The organism is Pseudomonas sp. Marseille-QA0892 (assembly GCF_054950135.1).
The window spans coordinates 2,589,390-2,608,669 of the sequence record NZ_CM143104.1 but is presented as its reverse complement, the minus strand read 5'-3'; the positions used below and the strand labels follow the sequence as shown (position 1 = coordinate 2,608,669).

At 59.7% G+C, this 19,280-nt stretch carries 17 protein-coding genes; 7 read left to right on the top strand and 10 right to left on the bottom strand.

Going from position 1 to position 19,280, the window contains the following annotated elements; translation table 11 throughout:
• The first annotated feature begins 25 nt into the window (after positions 1-25).
• A complete protein-coding gene (gene thrC / locus ACY8D3_RS12100; RefSeq protein WP_462379030.1) occupies positions 26-1,444 on the top strand; it encodes a threonine synthase in 1,419 nt (472 codons plus the stop codon).
• A gap of 64 nt (positions 1,445-1,508) precedes the next feature.
• Here thrC and ACY8D3_RS12095 read toward each other — a convergent pair whose 3' ends face one another.
• The 9 genes from ACY8D3_RS12095 to ACY8D3_RS12055 all read right to left on the bottom strand — a co-directional run bounded on the left by ACY8D3_RS12095 (position 1,509) and on the right by ACY8D3_RS12055 (position 8,167).
• Positions 1,509-1,901 carry an META domain-containing protein gene (locus ACY8D3_RS12095; protein WP_462379029.1) on the bottom strand — a complete coding sequence of 131 codons (393 nt, stop codon included), beginning with the start codon at positions 1,899-1,901 and terminating at the stop codon, positions 1,509-1,511.
• Positions 1,898-2,338 (bottom strand): hypothetical protein, encoded by a 441-nt coding sequence (locus ACY8D3_RS12090; RefSeq protein WP_462379028.1) that lies wholly within the window; start codon positions 2,336-2,338, stop codon positions 1,898-1,900. Before ACY8D3_RS12090 ends, ACY8D3_RS12095 begins: the two co-directional genes overlap by 4 nt.
• Positions 2,339-2,459: 121 nt before the next feature.
• Positions 2,460-3,215 (bottom strand): TerC family protein, encoded by a 756-nt coding sequence (locus ACY8D3_RS12085; protein ID WP_462379027.1) that lies wholly within the window; start codon positions 3,213-3,215, stop codon positions 2,460-2,462.
• 185 nt (positions 3,216-3,400) lie between these two features.
• The gene (locus ACY8D3_RS12080; protein WP_462379026.1) at positions 3,401-4,312 is read right to left on the bottom strand and encodes an AEC family transporter; all 912 of its coding nucleotides are present in this window, start codon (positions 4,310-4,312) and stop codon (positions 3,401-3,403) included.
• A gap of 248 nt (positions 4,313-4,560) precedes the next feature.
• Entirely contained in the window at positions 4,561-4,986 is a 426-nt protein-coding gene (locus ACY8D3_RS12075; RefSeq protein ID WP_462379025.1) for an OsmC family protein, read from the bottom strand.
• 144 nt (positions 4,987-5,130) lie between these two features.
• Positions 5,131-7,077 (bottom strand): DUF7844 domain-containing protein, encoded by a 1,947-nt coding sequence (locus ACY8D3_RS12070; protein ID WP_462379024.1) that lies wholly within the window; start codon positions 7,075-7,077, stop codon positions 5,131-5,133.
• 11 nt (positions 7,078-7,088) lie between these two features.
• A complete protein-coding gene (locus ACY8D3_RS12065; protein ID WP_462379023.1) occupies positions 7,089-7,409 on the bottom strand; it encodes a DUF2388 domain-containing protein in 321 nt (106 codons plus the stop codon).
• Positions 7,410-7,483: 74 nt separating this feature from the next.
• Positions 7,484-7,801: a DUF2388 domain-containing protein gene (locus ACY8D3_RS12060; protein WP_462379022.1), complete on the bottom strand. Its 318-nt coding sequence runs from the start codon at positions 7,799-7,801 to the stop codon at positions 7,484-7,486.
• 159 nt (positions 7,802-7,960) lie between these two features.
• Positions 7,961-8,167, bottom strand: coding sequence for a DUF1127 domain-containing protein (locus ACY8D3_RS12055; protein ID WP_462379021.1), 207 nt, complete (start codon positions 8,165-8,167; stop codon positions 7,961-7,963).
• Between the two features lie 491 nt (positions 8,168-8,658).
• Here ACY8D3_RS12055 and ACY8D3_RS12050 point away from each other — a divergent pair, with 491 nt between their 5' ends.
• Positions 8,659-9,279 carry a tyrosine-protein phosphatase gene (locus ACY8D3_RS12050; RefSeq protein WP_462379020.1) on the top strand — a complete coding sequence of 207 codons (621 nt, stop codon included), beginning with the start codon at positions 8,659-8,661 and terminating at the stop codon, positions 9,277-9,279.
• A gap of 49 nt (positions 9,280-9,328) precedes the next feature.
• Here the strand turns inward: ACY8D3_RS12050 and ACY8D3_RS12045 are convergent, their stop codons facing one another.
• Positions 9,329-12,094 carry an ATP-binding protein gene (locus ACY8D3_RS12045; RefSeq protein WP_462379019.1) on the bottom strand — a complete coding sequence of 922 codons (2,766 nt, stop codon included), beginning with the start codon at positions 12,092-12,094 and terminating at the stop codon, positions 9,329-9,331.
• Positions 12,095-12,207: 113 nt separating this feature from the next.
• Here ACY8D3_RS12045 and ACY8D3_RS12040 point away from each other — a divergent pair, with 113 nt between their 5' ends.
• The 5 genes from ACY8D3_RS12040 to ACY8D3_RS12020 all read left to right on the top strand — a co-directional run bounded on the left by ACY8D3_RS12040 (position 12,208) and on the right by ACY8D3_RS12020 (position 19,201).
• Entirely contained in the window at positions 12,208-12,918 is a 711-nt protein-coding gene (locus ACY8D3_RS12040; RefSeq protein ID WP_462379018.1) for a response regulator transcription factor, read from the top strand.
• A complete protein-coding gene (locus ACY8D3_RS12035) occupies positions 12,918-14,270 on the top strand; it encodes a histidine kinase sensor domain-containing protein (protein WP_462379017.1) in 1,353 nt (450 codons plus the stop codon). The genes ACY8D3_RS12040 and ACY8D3_RS12035 overlap by 1 nt, the downstream gene beginning before the upstream one ends.
• Positions 14,271-14,404: 134 nt before the next feature.
• Complete coding sequence (locus ACY8D3_RS12030; RefSeq protein WP_462379016.1) at positions 14,405-16,696, top strand: TonB-dependent siderophore receptor; 2,292 nt, start codon at positions 14,405-14,407, stop codon at positions 16,694-16,696.
• A 61-nt stretch (positions 16,697-16,757) separates the two neighbouring features.
• Complete coding sequence (locus ACY8D3_RS12025) at positions 16,758-18,260, top strand: class I SAM-dependent methyltransferase (protein ID WP_462379015.1); 1,503 nt, start codon at positions 16,758-16,760, stop codon at positions 18,258-18,260.
• On the top strand, positions 18,257-19,201 hold the full coding sequence (locus ACY8D3_RS12020) for an alpha/beta hydrolase (protein WP_462379014.1): 945 nt from the start codon (positions 18,257-18,259) through the stop codon (positions 19,199-19,201). Before ACY8D3_RS12025 ends, ACY8D3_RS12020 begins: the two co-directional genes overlap by 4 nt.
• Positions 19,202-19,280: the final 79 nt, after the last annotated feature.

Below are 19,280 nucleotides of genomic sequence, written 5' to 3'. Positions count from 1 at the left end.
CCGCCAGATTCAAGGCTCGAATCACATGCGCTACATCAGTACCCGTGGCCAAGCGCCGTCTCTGAATTTCGAAGAAGTGCTGTTGGCAGGCCTGGCCGTTGACGGCGGCCTGTACGTGCCGGAAAACCTGCCACGCTTCACGCCGGAAGAAATCGCTTCATGGGCCAGCCTGCCGTATCATGAACTCGCGTTCCGAGTGATGCGCCCCTTTGTTGCGGGCTGCATTGCGGATGCGGACTTCAAGCAGATACTGGCTGATACCTATGGTGTCTTCGCCCATTCGGCGGTCGCGCCGCTGCGTCAACTCGACAGCAATGAATGGGTTCTGGAACTCTTCCATGGGCCAACGCTGGCATTCAAGGACTTCGCGCTGCAGCTACTCGGCCGGCTTCTGGACCATGTGTTGGCCAAACGCGGCGAACGCGTCGTAATCATGGGCGCCACATCCGGCGACACCGGCTCGGCCGCGATTGAGGGCTGCCGGAGCTGTGACAACGTCGACATCTTCATCATGCACCCGCATAACCGTGTCTCGGAGGTGCAGCGTCGGCAGATGACGACGATCCTCGGCGACAACATCCACAACATCGCCATTGAAGGTAACTTCGACGATTGCCAGGAAATGGTGAAGGCAAGTTTCGCGGATCAGGGCTTCCTGAAGGGGACGCGCCTGGTCGCGGTCAACTCCATCAACTGGGCGCGCATCATGGCCCAGGTGGTCTATTACTTCCATGCTGCGTTGCAGCTTGGCGCCCCGGCCCGGTCGGTGGCGTTCTCGGTACCGACGGGCAACTTCGGTGATATTTTCGCGGGCTACCTGGCGCGCAACATGGGACTGCCCGTCAACCAGCTCATCGTTGCTACCAACCGCAATGACATCCTCCACCGCTTCATGAGTGGCAATCGCTACGAGAAGGAGACGTTGCATCCGACCCTGTCGCCGTCCATGGACATTATGGTGTCGTCCAACTTCGAGCGTTTGCTGTTCGACCTCCACGGTCGCAATGGTGCCGCCATCGCCGAACTGATGAAGAACTTCAGGGCGGGTGGTGGTTTCTCTGTGGAAGAAGATCGCTGGTTGGAGGCCCGTAAACTGTTCGATTCACTGGCAGTGGACGACGCACAGACCTGCGCCACGATCGAGTCCGTGTTCAAGCGCACAGGCGAGGTCCTTGATCCGCATACGGCAATCGGCGTTCATGCCGCGCGCGAGTGCCGTCGCAGCCTTGCAACACCGATGGTTGTGCTTGGTACGGCACACCCAGTGAAATTTCCTGAGGCAGTGCAGCGGGCCGGGATAAGCAAGGGTATCGAGTTGCCCGCGCACTTGGCCGACCTTTTCCAGAGGGAAGAGCGTTGCACGGTCCTGCCAAACGATCTTGGCGCTGTCCAGGCGTTCGTCAGCGCACATGGAAATCGTGGAAAGCCGCTTCAGGCCGACTAACAAAAAGAAGCCCGCCAATGGCGGGCTTCTTTTTGTTCAGGGCAAAAGCGCAGCGTTCTGCGAGTTAGTGTTTGTCCCTGATAAGCACTAGAGGCTCTTTGGACTTCGACAGTAATCTGAGCTGATCATGAGAATTCGACCACCTTACGTTCCGTGACAGGCGTTCGAGGAAGGCGGATTCCTGGGCCATTACCGGTTCGGCGCATAGGCGTCGCGTGCTACCCAGCTGGCTGAAGGTCAGAGCCTTGTCATCGAGATGGTAGGTGCCGAAAAAGTGGTTGCAACCCGCGTTACCGTAGACGCGACCGTCCTTGTCGAGCGTCAGGGTGATACGCGTACCTGAAAGTACGGCTTGCCCATTCATGGACTGAACCTGGTACCCATGCTCACGTTCCAGCGTTAGTTGCATACACCCCGTCAGGGCAAGCGCTGCGATGCCAATGAGTGTTTTGTTCATGCTGCGGCGCCTGCGCAGCGGGGGCATCTATGCGTACCATTGGCTTGGGCTTCCCAGCCAAGCTCGCTGGCGCGGGCGGCGGCCGCCTGGAGGCGGCCGGGCTCACCCAGAGTGGCATCGGCTGCGAACTCGAGCGAGGCCTCATGACCGCAGGCATCGCATTTCAACGCCCACTGATGAATGGCCAATTCCTTGAAGACCGGCCCGGACGTAACGGCGAGCCACTGGCCAGGCGGATTGATCAGACGGCGGACTTTCTCGACGACCAGGCGCATATGCAGCGACTGGCTGCCTTTGAGCGAGACGAGCAACGTATCGCCGGTCATGATCGAGCCGCCGATGCCGGTCACCTGATAACGGCCAGGCGCCAGCGCGCGGCACTCATTCAGGGTGTGTTGAGGGGAAAGCAGGGTGTAGCGAAAGTCGTGTTCGGCCATGGGTCCTCCAGCGAAGCGTGAATGCTATCACTGTTGAGGGCGGCCTTCGCGTGAGGCTTCGACGCTCGTCCTTCTGAGCTGGGCCAAGCAAAGGGTGCTGGTGGCCAGCACCCTTCAGCCATCAATCAGCCGGTGTGCTCTTCCTGAGCTTGACCGGATCCTGCTTGCGGCCCTTGGCCGTGCGCATCCGTATGTTCAGCGCTTCCACGCCCAGCGAGAACGCCATGGCAAAGTAGACGTAACCCTTCGGTACGTGCACGTCGAAGGCTTCGGCGATCAAAACCGTGCCGACCACGATCAGGAAGGATAGCGCGAGGATCTTGAGCGAGGGATGACGTTCAATGAAAGCGCTGATTGTCCCTGCGGCGATCATCATGACTATAACCGCGACAACAATCGCTGCAACCATGACGGGCACATGGTCGACCATGCCGACGGCCGTGATGACGGAGTCGAGAGAGAACACGATGTCGATAATCGCGATCTGGATGATGGTCGCAATGAAGTTCTTGGCGGCGCTTTTGGGCTCGCCATTCTCGTCTTCACCCTCCATACCGTGATAGATCTCGGTGCTGCTTTTCCAGAGAAGGAAGAGGCCGCCGAAGAACAGGATCAGGTCTCGGCCCGATATGCCTTGACCGAAGAGGTGGAACAGATCAGTCGTGAGCTGCATGATCCAGCTAATCGACAGAAGCAGTGCGATCCGCGTGACCATTGCCAGCGCCAGACCGAAGAAGCGCGTCCGTGCCTGCATGTGCGGCGGCATCCGGCTGACAAGAATGGCAATCATGATGATGTTGTCGATGCCCAGGACGATCTCCAACGCCGTCAGCGTAAGAAACGCGACCCAGATCTCGGGGCTGGCAAGCCATTCCATTTTGTTCTGTTTCCTCGGAGGGCGATACGTGTGCGGCGGCGGAGTCTAAAGCGCCAGACGTGAAAAAATTGTCACGCCTGGCTGCATTTCATGACCGTATCCAGCTTGGGATATTTATCTGAACGTCATAGCGGACGGGCGGTTCAGGTCACTTCCGCCCTATCGTCCAGACGGCAACAAACGCCTCAGAGATGTTGCAATACCGCCATGACAGCCAGCAGAGATACGGCCGCAAGGAGTGTTTGCAGAGTAATGATGCCCGCCATCAATTGGCTGTCTCCCCCAAGTTGGCGTGTAAGGACATATGCCGTCGGCGCCGTTGGCAGCGCGAAGAATAGAACCAGTACGGTGCTCTCTACCGGCGGTAGATGAAGCGCCATCGCCACAGCCAGCGCCATTGCCGGCATCAGAACGAGGCGGGCCAGGCTGTTCCAGCTCATCGCTCGCATTTCGTCCGTCAGTTCTTCAGGGCGCAGCGCGGCGCCAACGCACAGCAGGCCAAGCGGTAGGCTGGAGGCAGCAAGCAAACTCAACAGCCGATCGGAGCCACCCGGCATTCCAAGCCCGCACACATTGACCAAGGCGCCAGCCAGGCATGCCAGGATCAGTGGGTTCTTCGCGATGGGCAGTAGCAAGGATCGGGCGCTTACGCCTCGTTCACTGGTTAATGACCAGACTGAAAGCACATTAACCGCCGGTACCATGAGCGCGAGCATGAGCGCTGCCACCATGAGACCTTCTTGCCCATAAAGACTGCCGGTCGCGGCCAGGCCAAGGTAAGTGTTGAAACGCAGTACGCCCTGCGTGATGGCTCCAAACCGGCCCGCATTCCAGCCAAAGACGCGGCGGGCCGCGAGTAGGGCAATCCATCCGATGGCCAGGCCAATCAGCACAGCGACAGCGAGGCGTGTCAGAGCCGGGTTGTCTAGGGGCGCGTTGGCAAGATTGGTGAAAAGCAGTGCTGGGAAGAGGATGAAGTAGTTGAGACGTTCAGCGCCTGGCCAGAATGCTTCGCTGGGGAACCCTCGCTTGCGTAATACAAAGCCGGCAATAATCAGGGCAAACAACGGCCAGAGGGCCAGCAGCAGGTCAGTCACAACGGGGCTCCGTTTTTTCTCGTATCTTGACCAGTGGCGGAGGGCGCCGCAAGCGAGCTTGCGCTATTTGCTTCAACTTGTATGTAGGTCTGGTTGGATAGAGCAGGGCCGGTGTTTTGCAGCGGACATGTCCCGCATACGTACACGGGTGATGGCGTAGTCAGGGGAGGCGGGGAGGGGCGAGCAGGCGATTTAGCGTTGCGAGGCACGGTAGCCCGCCACGGCGCTGGCGTGGCGGGCTGGGTGTATCAATTTTCCAGCGTTGCGTTCAGCGTGATTTTGGCGTTGAGCACCTTGGACACGGGACAGCCGACCTTCGCCTGGTTGGCGAGGTCCTGGAACTGAGCGTCATTGGTGCCTGGAATCTTGGCCTTCAATGTCAGTTCAATTGCAGTGATCGCGAAACCATCACCTTCCTTGTCGAGCGTCACGACCGCCTGGGTCTCGATGCGGTCGGCGGTCAGGCCAGCGCTGCCCAGAATGTTCGAGAGGGCCATCGAGAAGCATCCGGCGTGAGCTGCGCCAATGAGTTCCTCGGGGTTCGTCCCGGGCTGGTCTTCAAAGCGGGTATTGAAGCCGTACGGATTTTCCTTCAGGGCACCGCTTTGAGTGCTGATGGTACCTTTGCCTTCTTTGAGCGTACCTTGCCAGACAGCGGATGCAGTCTTCTTCATGGAATCCTCCAGGGGTGATTTAACCGGTCAAAAAGCGTTAGTCGAACCGGCGACCCTAGTTGAGAGGAGGCGCGCCCCGAGGAGTTCCGAAGTGGGTATCGTGGCCCTGTTGAGAGGGAGAGGCTGTATGGCCTCCGCGAAGGATTACGGTAGCGTAAAACCACCGCTTTCGCGATGAAGGGCACGCAGGTGCTCGCCGATCGCATCTACATTGCGCTGCGTGGCATCAAGCTCGTTGCGACGTTCAGGCAGCAACAATCGACGCAGTTCCACGTCCAATTCGTCGTTGAGACGCACAAGCGTTTTCTGCCGGTCGCTGGTCTGGCGCTCCAGTCGCTTCCATTCGCTTTCTTGCGGCAACCCATACCCCTCATCGAGCAGCTCGGCGGGCCGGCTCAGGAACCCTGAATTTTCCAGGATGCCCTGAAGCGTTTCGCCAGCCTTGGCCAGCTCATCGCTTCCACTCTTGCCCAGATAGCGCTGTTTGAGTTCATCCTGCGCAAGCAGCAACTGACGCCTTAAGCCGGCTTGTTCAAGCAGGAGCATCGCGGCGCTCGCGCGCAGGTCGGCCTTCTCGATCCACGGTTGGCGCTTCGCTGCCGTCTGCTCCAGCCATTCCTCGACTGACGTCTGCGGTATCTCAAGGCGCTCGCGCAGTACCTTGAACATGGACTGGTACCGATCGCGATAGGAATCGAATCGGTAACCCAGGCGCAACGCTTCCTTTGGATCTTTCAATGGCGCATCGTCTGCGAGGCCCCTGGTAACAAGCTGCTCCAGCAGCCCGTTGGGCATGATGCTATCAAGCGCGGCTAATTCGTCGCGCTCGATGCCGCTGCGCAGCAGCTTCAACGTTTCGACCGCGCAGTTGTTCGACAGGAAGTAATAATCGCCGTCATACCCCCAGTGGATTTCAGCCGCGCGCTCAACGAGTACGTCTATTTCATGGCGGTCCAGTTTGAGGGGAACTGAGGCAAGGCTGCGCATCTCCACCTTCGTGTACTCATCGATCACCTGCGCAAGCGGCAGAACGAATAGGCGGGAAGGGTAGTTACCTGTCAGTCCATCCCAGCTTGAAATCTGTACGTCATTGACGAATGCCCGATAGGACAGCACGAGATGCTGATCAAGATCGAGTCGGCAATCCGGTCCACGGGGCCGCCCTGGTGCACAGACAACCACCCGCAGCATGCTGTGTCCCCAGCGGCTGGCCCAGGCGTTGTTGGATTCGGCGAACAGGTAGTCCACTTCGTACACCCGCTCTGGATCGAGCAGGCCTAGGGGCGCCTTCCCGAAATCCCGTCCTGCATTTAGATAGGCGTACCCCCGCAGGCAAGAATCACGCTTGGCGGGCTGCCATCCGAAATGCTCGCTCAGAAACCGATTCATGGACGGTCGCCGGCACGCGTAGGAGGGGTCCAGCAGAAAATACTCCATGTTTACAGCCAGGAATTCGCGCGGGTTCGTCAGTTCGTACGCATCAGGGCTACGGACATGCTGACCATTGGCGCGCTCTCGCTGCCCTCGAGTTCCAACCAGCTGTTGCCAGCCCGCGAGGTCCAGAAAGCGTGGGTCGTCGCTCAACGTGAAGCGTCGGGTCGTCTGGCCTCGGCATTGGTCGGGCAGGCCAACATCCCCCAGCCGTCGCTGCTGGCGCCTGCATTGCTGCTCCTGCTTGCGTTCCTTGGGTGTCCACAGGCGGGCCCGGTCATAGAGATGCGTCAGTTCGTGCAGTACTGTCGCGAGCAGTTCCTGGCGCACTGTGCCATGCGGCCGCCCCGTCTGCATGGTGGCGGCCGTTCCGTCCACCAGGGCCGGCAGAAGCCGTGCATTCAAGGACAGGGCGTCCAGGCGCGTGATCTGTCCATACGCCTCTGGAGGCATGTCGTTGCGCCAGGTGATATGGACGGTACTGTCCATTCGTTCGAGCAAGCTTGGCGGCAGGGCGGCAATGGCATCGTCGAGCAGGGCCTGGCTCGCGTTTCGCTGAGCCTCGCTCAAGCCGCTATCGGTCAGCTCAAGTTTCAGCGAGGCATGAGCTGGCCCGCCCAACAGCAGAATCGTGGCGAGACAGAGCAAACGCGTGCGCATGGAGGTGATGTTCAAATCGCCAGGATTGCCTCGGCCAGGCGCTGATCGTCAGCGGCGCGGGCTTCTGGCAGGTGCGCCCGCAAGGCTGCGAAAGCGGCCTCAAGGCGGGCGCCACGAATGTCACCCCTCGACGCGACGAAGCTGGCGGCGTCATCGCGTGCCTCAACGACCACTTTCATGTCACGAATGGATGTCGTTGTATCCGACGTGAAGTTGATGCTGCGATCCAGTGCGCGAACGATGATATTGCTGGTCGCGACAAGGGTTTGGGCCTGGGCGCTGGCGGATACGAATGCCAGCACCACCGCCCCGGCGTAAAGCGAAATGCGCATGTAACAGATTCTCCCGGCGGGACATACGACCGGCGTTGGACGTCGGCCGCGCCGGTCGGTTCAGTAAGCGGTGCTTACAGTGAAAGAATGGCTTCGGCCAGTTCCATATCCGTAGCCTGCAGTTCAGGCTGCATTGCACGGACATGCGCAAGCGCACCTTCAAGACGCGCTCCGCGGTACTCTCCGGATGTGGCGACGAAGCTTGCGGCATCGTCGCGCGCGGCCAGCACCTGCTTGTTGTCGCGGAACGAAGAACTGATGTCGGTCGAAGCCTTCAGGGACTCACCCAGGCCGTGAGCGATGGTGTCGGTCGTGGCAACGAAGCTGCTGGCTTGAGCCGTATGTGCGACGGCGAGCAGGGCCAGAAGTGGAAGGGTGCGGGTACGTATCATCGACGGGTCCGTGTATTGGCTTGGGTAATCCGTGATTCTGCCACGAAGGTGGCTGTGCCAGACAACCAGCTTGGGCAAACAAAAAGCCCCGCATAGTGCGGGGCTTCTAGAAAACGTTACCGGCCAGGTGGGGGCCAGTGAGGCGTGGCGCCTTGGCGCTCATCGCCAGAACGGCTTGCGGAGCTCCGCAGCACGGTCGGCTTCGCTGATACCAGCGTCGGCCAGCAGACGGGCATCGAGGCGAGCGAGCTGATGACGGCTCACGATTCGGCGCTGCCAGACGGCGAGGGTGGACAGAATGCCTTGAGCGCTAGGCGACGCAATGAAGCTGTCGTTGTATTGGGCGATCTCAGAGACGCGTTGCATGGTGCTTTCCTTCCGCCTCATGGCGGATCAACTGTTTGGATGAGCAAATGATCCGCTTTTGTCAGCTTCAGCTGTAGAGACAGTTGGGAAAAATAGTAGCATCAAGGCTGAGTGTTACCCTGATCTGTACTGTTACCGATAGAAGCAACTGTACTGGTCATGCATTGTTTTAGGGCGTTAATGACGCCTAAAAGGGGGCTTTCGCTGCGTTTTGATGCATAGGACCATAACAGTTCGCTGCCTAACGAAAGGTACAGTTCCGGTTTTTGCGTAGATAGCGCGATTTAAGCCTGCTAAAAGAACGAAGGGCAGGATGTTTCACCTGGCTAAGCGGTGGTGATCTAGCCAGTTAGGCTGTTTTGCTCATCCGCCGCAACAGATGCGCCTATAGGCATGGCTGCGGGACGCAGCAGAATGAAATTTTCACCTGTTTCCAACATTCGTTTTACACCGTTTAGCCCAGATTTCGCCTACCTGAACGGGAGGCAATCATGCAGTTGCGATGGCTAACAGCGGTGTTATTGGCAGTGGTGTCAGTCGGTCACACAATGGCCTCGACCGCGGTGGAAAGTACCCGCGAATGGGCAAGGCTAATAAATCCAACCTTCAATCTCTATCGAATGGCACCTGGCCTGTATCGTAGCGCCAAGCCCAGCCCTTTAAACGTCGACGAGTTGCACGCGCTTGGCGTAACGACGGTCATTAGCCTGATCAAGGCGGACGACACGGCGTTGGTTTCCGAGCGCTTTTCCGCTCACCTGGAATCATTCCCGCTTCACGCTGATCGTGTCGACGAGTCGGACGTACTGGACGTCCTGAGAGCCATCGCTGCGGCGCCTGGGCCGGTGCTGATACATTGCAAACACGGCCGGGATCGCACCGGGCTGATGGCGGCCATGTATCGCACGGTTATCCAGGGCTGGAGCAGGGACGAAGCCATTGCGGAAATGACGGCGGGCGGATTCGGTGAGCCTGCAGATATGGTCGACGCCGTCGCCTATGTACAGCGCGCTGATATCGGTGCGATCCGTACAGCACTTGCGAGCGGGGCATGTAGCCCTAGCCCATTCGACAGTTGTCACGTCAGCCGTTGGCTAGCCAGCCTCCTCTGACCCAATATGCAAGCGAATAGGAAGCAGGCCCTGATGGCGTCTATTGCATTCATTGGTGCTGCCAGAGCGGGAATCGTTTTGCCTCTGCCGCAAGCGTAACAATGGCCGCATCGAGACGGTCAAGCGCAAGTCCGGCATTCGGATCGTTCTGTTTCAACAGGGTTTCGCTCTGCTGGCATGCAGCCCGAAGTTGCGGTACGCCGCAATAGCGCGTTGCGCCGTGGAGGCGGTGCACCCGTTCAATGAGTGCCTCCCGATCGCGATTGTCCCGGGCCTGGCGGATCGCCTCGCGGTCGGTATCCAGAGAGGCCAGCAACATGCTCAGCATGTCGGCCGCAAGGTCTGCCTTGCCTGCAGCCAGGCGAAGGCCTTCATCGGCGTCGAGGATGCGCAGTTCGTTCTGTGCGGGGCGCTCTAGCTCGGGGCTTCGCTTGCTTAGTGAGGCGAGTGACAAGCCGGTCCACTTCAGGACGACCTGAGCCAGTTGGCGTTCGTTGATAGGCTTGGTGAGGTAGTCATCCATTCCGCCCTGAAGCAGCAACCGGCGTTCATTCGCCAGCGCGTGCGCAGTCAACGCCACGATGGGAGTGGGCTTTGCGCCGATCTCGTTTTCCCGGCGGCGTATTTCTTCGGTGGCTTGGCGGCCATCCATGACCGGCATCTGCACGTCCATGAATACCAGGTCGAATTCGGTTGCAGCCATGGCATCGAGCGCGGCATGGCCTCCCTCGACTGCGACCACCTGCGCGCCCATGTCAGTCAGGAGCGTCTGGACCAGCAGCAGGTTGGCCGGGTTGTCGTCCACGCAGAGGATGCATGGTGCCCGTGTCGCGGGTGCGGGCATTGGCCTGTAGCTGCTTTCGGTCGTGATGAGGCTCGTGAGGCCCTTTTGAACCTTCGACGTGCATGCCGGCTTCGCCTGGAGCTGAATCTGCGGGTCAGGCACGCAGGCACTGAAGAGGGACTGCTCGGTGGTAGGGCAAAGCAGCAATGGGCGACAGCCAAGGCGTTCGAGCGTGTCGACACAGGTCCTTACCTCATCCGGCTGGACGAACGACTTGCTCACGCCCAGCACCGCCATGCTAATAGGACGGTTACTCGCACTGGCGCGCTGTACGGTCTCGATCAAAGGGGCGAGCGTATCGAACGCTCCGACGTCGAGGCCGAATTCTTCGAGCTGGTGCTGAATGGCCTGGCGTGCAAGGTCGTGACGTTCCAGTAGGACGATACGACGGCCTTCCAGCGGCGGCCTTGAGAGGTCCTCTTCGTCATCCTTGGCCTTCGGCAGGTTGAGCCCGATCCAGAATTCTGACCCTTCGTCCGGCGTACTTTCTACGCCGATTTCACCGCCCATCTGCTCGATCAGGCGTTTCGAAATCACGAGGCCCAAACCGGTACCGCCCGCCTGCCTCGACATGGAATTGTCCGCCTGACTGAATGCCTGGAACAGCGCGCGCAGGTCGTCTTCGGAGAGGCCAATGCCGGTGTCTTGGACGCTGATGCGCAGCTGAGCATGGTCGTCGGAGTCGTCTTCCACCATCGCGCGTACGACGATCGAGCCTTCGTGGGTAAATTTGATCGCGTTGTTGACCAGATTGGTCAGCACCTGCTTCAAGCGAAGGGGATCACCGACCAGTTGCAGAGGGGTATCGCGATAGACCAGGCTGACAAGCTCCAGCTGCTTGGCATGGGCAGCCGGGGCGAGGATGGTCATGGTGTCTTCGAGCAGGTCACGCAGATTGAATGGAATCTGTTCCAGCATCAACTTCCCGGCTTCGATCTTCGAGAAGTCCAGAATCTCGTTGATGATGCTGAGCAGGTTGTCCGCGGATTTCTCGATTGTATTGAGGTAATCCTGCTGGCGAGAGGTCAGTTCACTTTTCTGTAGCAGGTTGGTGAAGCCCAGGATGCCGTTGAGCGGTGTACGGATTTCATGGCTCATGTTGGCAAGAAATTCGGACTTGATCCGACTGGCTTCCAAGGCTTCCTTGCGAGCCAGGTCGAGCTCGATATTCTGAATCTCGATCGTCTCGAGTGTCTGGCGAAGGTCCTCGGTCGCCTGGTCGACGTTGTGCTGGAGTTCTTCCTGCGCCGTCTGCAGCGCTTCGGCCATGCGGTTAATGCCGGCGGCCAGCTCATCGAGCTCATGGCTGCCCAGTGGTGGCAGACGGGTCTCGAGCCGGCCTTCCTTCAGCTGGGCCACGCCTTGCTTGATTCGCCAGAGCGGTTCGTTGATGGCCCGACTCATTCTGAGTGCCGTCAGCGCAGTTACGATAAGCCCGGTCACGATGAGAAGGAGGCTGGCGCAAAGGCTACGGTAGCCGCGGATGAGCGTGCCGTGATGAGAAACCTCCAGTTCGACCCACCCGAGCAGGTCATCGCTGGCGACGGTGCTCGCATCATCCGCCAGCATACGGTGGCTTTGCAGCACGGGCATGAGGAAGCGACTGGAGTCCCCGCCGCTTAGTAACGAAAGGTGCAGACCATCGGTCGGCGGCGTCTCCGCGACCATGCTCGGTCCAGCATGCGCCAGGCGTTGCTTCTCGGGTTGAAGGAAACTTACAGCGCGAACATCGGGCTGCTCGAGCGCTGCGCTGGCGATGCGCTGGAGCAAGGCCGTATCGCCTTTCTGCAGCGCAGGCGCGGCCAGTGGCGCCAACTGCTCGGTGATCATCTGGCCGCGCTGGAGCAATTGGCGCTGCATGTCAGCCAGCTGCATCCAGATGAAATAGCCGCCCAGCACGAGCGCCAGCAGGCTGGTTGGCAACAAGGTCAGCATGAGTACGCGACCTTTAATGCCGAGATCCTTGAACATCAATTGGTCTCCGAGCGTTTTGCGCAGTGTAACGGCTTGTGTGCCGAGACGGATCACGGATTTCCTGCTCGATGCGTCGGGCGTATGATCCTTCACATTTACGCGACGATTTCATGCTTCCATCGATCGACTACCGAGCACGTATTCTGGCCATCGAAGACGATCCAGCGCTGGCTGCACACCTGAGAGGCCATTTGTCCGAAAGAGGATTCGACGTCGACGTCGAGCACAGCGGCGAGGCTGGGTTGGAGACGGCTCGGACGGCCCGCTACGATCTCATCCTGATGGATATCATGATGCCGGGGCTCGACGGTCTACAGGTGCTGGCCGAATTGCGGCTTTATGACAGGGTCCCGGTAATCCTGATGTCTGCGCTAGGTGCTGAACAGGACCGTATCGCGGGGTTCAGCCGCGGCGCGGATGATTACCTGCCAAAGCCGTTCAGCCTGAGCGAGATGGATGTGCGCATCGACGCGGTCCTGCGACGTGTGGCCTACGAGCGTGGCGACGCTTCCCGGCAGTCGCATGACCCCGAGTTGGCGTTCGACGAGGCGCGCTGCGACGTGCGACATGCCGGCAATTGGGCGCGGCTCACTCCGACCGAATTTCGCCTGCTCGAACTTTTTTCGCGGCATGCCGAAGAGGTGCTGAGCAAGGCGTTTCTCTACCAGCAGGTGCTGCATCGAGGCTACGAGCAGCATGATCGCAGCCTTGATATGCACGTCAGCAACATCCGCCGCAAATTGCAGAAGCTCGGCTATGGCGGACGCCGCCTCGAATCGGTTTGGGGCAAAGGTTACGTACTGACGCGCCCGGAGGCCTGATGCCGGGCGCGCATTCTCTGTTCTGGAAGCTGTGTCTTCTTTTGGTAGGGTTCTGCCTGATCGTGGTTGCGCTCAGCCTGACCTCCGGTCAATGGATCACAAGCAGCACGTCCTATCTTTCCGAAGACAGCCAGAACACATTGCGAGCATTGGCAACAGATGCCGAAGCCGCGCTCGAGCACGGGGGGGCGGCAGGTGCGGATGCATTCATCAGGCATTTGATCCAGGCCGAGTCGAGTTGGGCAGTGCTGGTTGATGTGCGCCAGACGCCTTTGACAGGGCATACGCTTTCGGAAGGTGACCTTGCCAAGCTGCGTTTTGTCCGTGATCTCGACATGTCGATGGGCATGCAGGGTGGATGGCGTCCGGTCGTGGATGTACCGCTGCCCAAGGGCGAGGGCCGGCTGGTCATGGAGTTGCCTGAACGCTTGAGCCCATGGGCGCCCCGCCCGGTGCTGTACTTCTTTAGCTATCGAGTCGCACCGGCACTGCTGACGCTGCTGATGTGCATTGCGTTATTTCGATTCCTCATCGGACCGCTGTCGCGGCTGCGCTCCCAGGCCGCGCGCCTGAGTGCTGGCGATTTGTCTGCTCGTGTAGGGGAGCCGGTCGCACTTCGTCAGGACGAACTGGGAGAACTGGCCCGATCGTTCGACGAGATGGCCGGCCGGCTGGAAGCGACCGTGGTGTACCAACGCCGCTTACTCAGGGATCTGTCCCATGAATTACGCACCCCCCTTAGTCGCCTGAGGGCTGCACATGAGCGGGAAGGAGACGTCGAAGCCCTGCGCGACCGACTTGGGCGTGAGGTCGACCTCATGCAAAAGCTCATCGAAGACTCTCTTGAACTGGCCTGGCTCGACTCGGAACGGCCACGGTTCGAGCCCGAGCCGATCAGTGTTGCACAGCTTTGGGAAATGATTGCCGAGGACGCCGCATTCGAAACTGGCTTTTCGCTTGGGCACCTTCGCTGTGAGGTGGGCGACGACTGCGTCGTGTTGGCGAACCTGTCCAGCCTGGGACGGGCGCTCGAAAACCTCATGCGAAACGCGATTCGGCATTCCCCGGAGGAGGGTGTGGTGACGCTCTCCGGATCCCGAGAGGGAGCGCATTGGCATCTGGTCGTTTGCGATCAGGGCCAAGGAGTGGCTGAGGATCAGCTGGAGTTCATTTTCGAGCCCTTCGCTCGTGTTGACCGCGCGCGCCCGGGCGACGGTGGTTTCGGGCTGGGCTTGAGCATCGCCAGGCGGGCCATCCACCTGCAGGGCGGGCGGTTATGGGCCGCGCCAACGGGGAGGGGGCCGGGTCTGGCGATGCATCTTGTTCTGCGGGCAGTGGACGAGGTCGAGTGAATGTATAGTTTGTAAATGATGTTTACTGCTATTTGATAATTACTATCATTCAGTTCCTTTTAGCTTGGCGCACGCTCAGGGACGGCCCTTGATGAGTGCGCTGATCGACGTGATGTCGCTCAGAGAGGAATGGAATGAAACCTGGATTCAAGCCAAACCTGTTGGCCACGGCCATCTTTCTTGCATGCGGAAGCAGCGGCACGGTAGCCGCGCAGACCATGGAATTCACGCTGGACGAGGTGGAAGCGGCAGACGGCGTCCTGCCTGTCGACGGCACACCTGATGCTATGCAGATAGGCGAGACCCGCGTCATCGGTACAGCTGAGCAGGAACTCAAGCAGGCGCCCGGCGTATCGGTCATCACCGCGGACGACATCCAGCGTCACCCCCCTGCCAATGACATGTCGGAAATCATCCGCCGCATGCCGGGGGTGAACCTCACCGGTAACAGCGCCAGTGGCCAGTTCGGCAATAGCCGGCAGATCGACCTACGCGGCATGGGGCCGGAAAACACCCTCATCCTCATCGACGGCAAGCCGGTCACCTCCCGTAATTCCGTACGAATGGGGCGCTCCGGTGAGCGCAATGGCCGCGGCGACACCAACTGGGTACCCGCTGAGGCCATCGATCGCATCGAGGTGCTGCGTGGTCCGGCGGCAGCTCGCTACGGTTCGGGTGCGGCGGGCGGGGTCGTGAATATCATCACCAAGGCTCCAGGCAAGGCCGCCACTGGCTCGGTGACCGCATTCACGAACATTCCAGAAAATAGCGACGAAGGCGTTACCCGCCGACTCAGTTTCAACACGGCAGGTCCGCTGACCGATACGCTGTCGTTTCGCGTCTACGGAAACGTCAACAAGACGGACGCCGACGATCCGGCTATTAATGATAATTATTCCAGCGGCACCAATCTGGCGCCGGCAGGGCGTGAAGGCGTCCGTAACCGCGACCTCGATGCTCTGCTGCGCTGGGATATGACTGAAGAACAAACGCTGGAATTCCAGACGGGCTTCAGTCGCCAGGGCAATATCTATGCAGGTGAGCGTGCGCAGGACCATCCCACGACTGCGGATAATACGAGCGGTTTGCTCGGTCGCGAGACCAACACCATGTATCGCCAAACCGCAAGCATCACGCATAGGGGCGACTGGGCATTTGGAACATCGCAGGTAGGCGTTTCCTACGAGAACACGCGTAATCGCAGAATGAACGAGGGGCTGGCGGGCGGCCCTGAAACCGGTATTAGCGGCCGGGAAAAATCGACCTCGGAATTGCAGAACTATCGTGCGTTCGGAGAAGTGAACCTGCCGCTCGAATTGGGCTTCCACCAGACGCTCACTGTGGGCGCCGAATACGAGCGAGAAGAGCTGGACGATCCGTACTCGAACAGCCAGGGCACGTCCTACAATGGTGTGACGCTGCCCGGATACGCATCGACTGGGCGCAGCGGCGAATCAAGTGCTGAAAACTATGCGGTCTTTGTCGAAGATAACATCGAACTGACCCCGGATTGGATTCTCACGCCAGGCGTGCGATTCGATGACAACAGCCTGTTCGGCAACAACTGGAGCCCGAGCCTCAACAGCTCCTACAAGCTGACCGATACGCTGACACTCAAGGGCGGCGTAGCTCGAGCCTTCAAGGCGCCGAACCTATACCAGTCGAATGCCAATTATCTGTACTTCACCAAGGGTAATGGATGCCCGGACGGAAGCGGGCAAGGCGGCGGTTGTTACATCTTGGGTAACCAGAACCTGGATGCCGAGACGAGCCTGAACAAGGAAATCGGCCTTTCATTCAACGACGCAGGCTGGGGCGCCGGGCTGACCTACTTCCATAACGATTACAAGAACAAGATCGTTGCCGGCATGGGTGATGGCAGTGGTCCGATTCAGGTCGTACCGGGCGCCACTGGAAATGCAGCTGAGGTGTACCAATGGGTAAACGCCCCCAAAGCCGTCGTATCTGGCTGGGAAGGTAATCTGGACATTCCGCTGCTGGGCGAAGCCGGCGAGACCCTCAGCTGGCGAAACAACTTCACCTACATGATCCAGAACAAGAACAAGACATCGGGCGAACCGTTGTCGATCATTCCCAAGTACACGGTTAATTCCATGCTCGACTGGCGCGTGACCCAAGCGCTCGACCTGTCCCTTACTGTCACGCATTACGGTAAGCAGGAGCCCCGCCGATTAACAACAGCAGGAGGGGCCGCCTCCGGTGATGCGCTCAGAGCTCGTGACCCGTACACTCTCGTTGGCATGGGTGCCAATTATGAGCTAAGCGAAAATTGGCGATTCGCAGCGGGAGTCAACAATCTGTTCGACAAGCAGATCCGTCGTGAGAGCATTTCCGGCGGTGCTGGTGCCAACAACTACAATGAGCCGGGGCGTTCGATCTACGCTTCTGTTACCGCTTCGTTCTGACGTTGTGTACGCCATCGGCTCTTTCGGTTGGTGGCGTCCTGCGTGCTGAGCGTGTATGCCGATGACCGATTACATTACCGACATTCCCTATCCACACTTCTTCCAGCGGGAGACCACGCCTGTCTGGTTGAATTTCGTAGCGACGGCACTCGGGCGTCGTTGCCCTGATCTACGGCAGCCATTTGCCGTTTGCGAGCTTGGCTGTGGGCAGGGGTTCGGTAGTGTTCTGCAGGCTGCCGCGAACCCGCAGGGACATTTCGTCGGCGTCGACTTCAATGCAGCGCATGTGGAGCATGGCCGCAAGTTGGCTGCAGCGGCGGGTGTGTTAAATGTCGAGTTCATCCAGGATACCTTCGCCGGCATGCTGTCGGCGTCCGGTGAGGAACCGCAGTACGATTTCATCATCTTGCACGGGGTCTATTCCTGGGTTTCCGAGGCGGACAGGGCGACACTCAGAGCGTTCATTGAACGCCAGCTCAAACCAGACGGCATAGCCTTCGTCGGTTACATGTCCCAGCCCGGGCTGGAGTTCTTTTCCGCGCCGCGCCGATTCGTCCAGCAGTACGCCAAGACTGTGGAAGGCACGTCGGCCGAGCGGGTCATGGCAGGGCTCCGCGCGCTGCAGTGCCTTTGCCGCTCGGGTGCGGGCGTATTCGCGCATGACCCGAAGATCGCGAACTACGTCGATCGCATTCTCGGTGACGATCCTTCGTATCTCGCTCACGAGCTGCTCAACGAGCATTGGGCGACCTTGCCGGTTGCAGACGTGATCCACGATTTCGAGGGTATCGGTACGGCCTACCTGGGAAGCGCCACACCAATCGACAATGTGAACGCGCTGTCGCTGCCTGGCAATGTGCTGCCAATGTTGGCTGACCTCTCGGGAATCCGGTTACGCGAGACGTTCAAGGATCTTGCTCGAAACCAGACTCACCGTCGTGACCTGTATCAGCGGCCGAATGCGGCCATGAGCGAAGCGGGACATCGCGTTGCGCTGCTTGAGCAGGTCGTCGCGGCGCTCCCACGCGCGCCTGCGCCCGGCAATGTGCGTTTTGATACCCGTATCGGTCCAGTAGAAGGCGACGCATCGCTGTTTTCACCCATTCTAGATGCACTGGCGCGTCAACCGCAGCGGTTTTCCGGGCTTGCACGTACGCCGGCGCTGGCAGGGCAAATCAGCGACATCAGCCCAGCGCTTCAAACGCTCACATGGGCCGGTCACATCCATCCGATGCTGCCGGGCCGCGTCGATGTTGCGACCTGTCAGGCTTTCAATCGCGTGATCAGTGAACGCGTGATAGCAGGGGAGCGCTATTCCCATTTGGCCGCGCCTAGTCTGGGTTCGGGCATAGCTGCGGACTTCGTGGAAATGGCGGCTGCCCGCGTGCTGCTGGACCATCCGAGGTTACGTGGCACGCTATTGCGTGAGACCGTGGATGCGATGCTCAGGCGATCGGGGTGGAAGGCCGTCGATAATGCGGGTGAGCCCCTCGGCGCTCAACTGGCTAGGTTCGAACGTGAGGTCTTGCCCATCTGGCAGCAATATGGGGTGGTCGGAGCATGACGTGTTGGAAATGGCTGTGCTATGCCGTTTTGATTACACCCGTGGCCGCGATGGCAAAGCCCGATCTGTCGAAACCTCAGGGGCCGACAATTGCTGACACCGGTTCGAGTCATTACCGCTTTTCACGTTTCGATCTGGACTCGGCGGACGGCGATCGGCATTACCGAATCTGGATTGGCGAGCCGCGCAAAGCGTCATCCTCACACGGCAGGCCTGTCATCTACCTGCTGGACGGCAACGCAGCCATGGGCGCGCTCGACGACCCGCAATTGGCCGAGCTAGAGCGCGGTGAGCCACCCGTCATCGTTGCAGTCGGCTACGCGACGCCGCTCCGGTTCGACACGACCGCGCGCGCGTATGACTACACACCACCCTTACCGAAGGGCGAGCCGGTCGTGGATGATCTCGCGCGTGACAGGAAAGGGGGCGGCGCGGATGTATTCCTGGACCTGCTCGAACATCGCATCAAGCCGGCCGTTGAGTCGCGCGCTCCTATCGATCGAGGTCGACAGACGCTTTGGGGGCATTCCTATGGCGGCCTATTCGCTCTCCATACCTTGTTCACCCGGCCTGGGATGTTCCAGCATTACGTCGCGGGAGACCCGTCCCTTTGGTGGAAGGGCGGTTTCATCCTGTCCGAAGCCGACGCCTATGTGCCTTCGGAAAACCAGCCAACGCTTTTACTGATGAAGGGCATGGCTACCCGCGAGCGTCCGGCCGACGGCGAGGATAGGGCGCAGGTCCAGAGACGCGAACATGCCGTTAACGCGTTCCCGCCAGATGCAACTGAAAAGCTGGCCCATCGCCTCGCCGCCAACTTTGGAATGAGCGTGAGCTATCAAGCATTTCCGGAACTCGGCCACGGGCCGATGCTACCGGCTTCGCTTCGGCAGGCACTCCGGGGCGCTGCGGGCATAACGTCTGCCGAGGCGGGAAAATGATGCATAGTCGGTTGAAACGGCGTCCGCCGAACCGTCGTGCTGCATCAGCACCGCTTGCTTCGGAGCGCGTAGAATACCG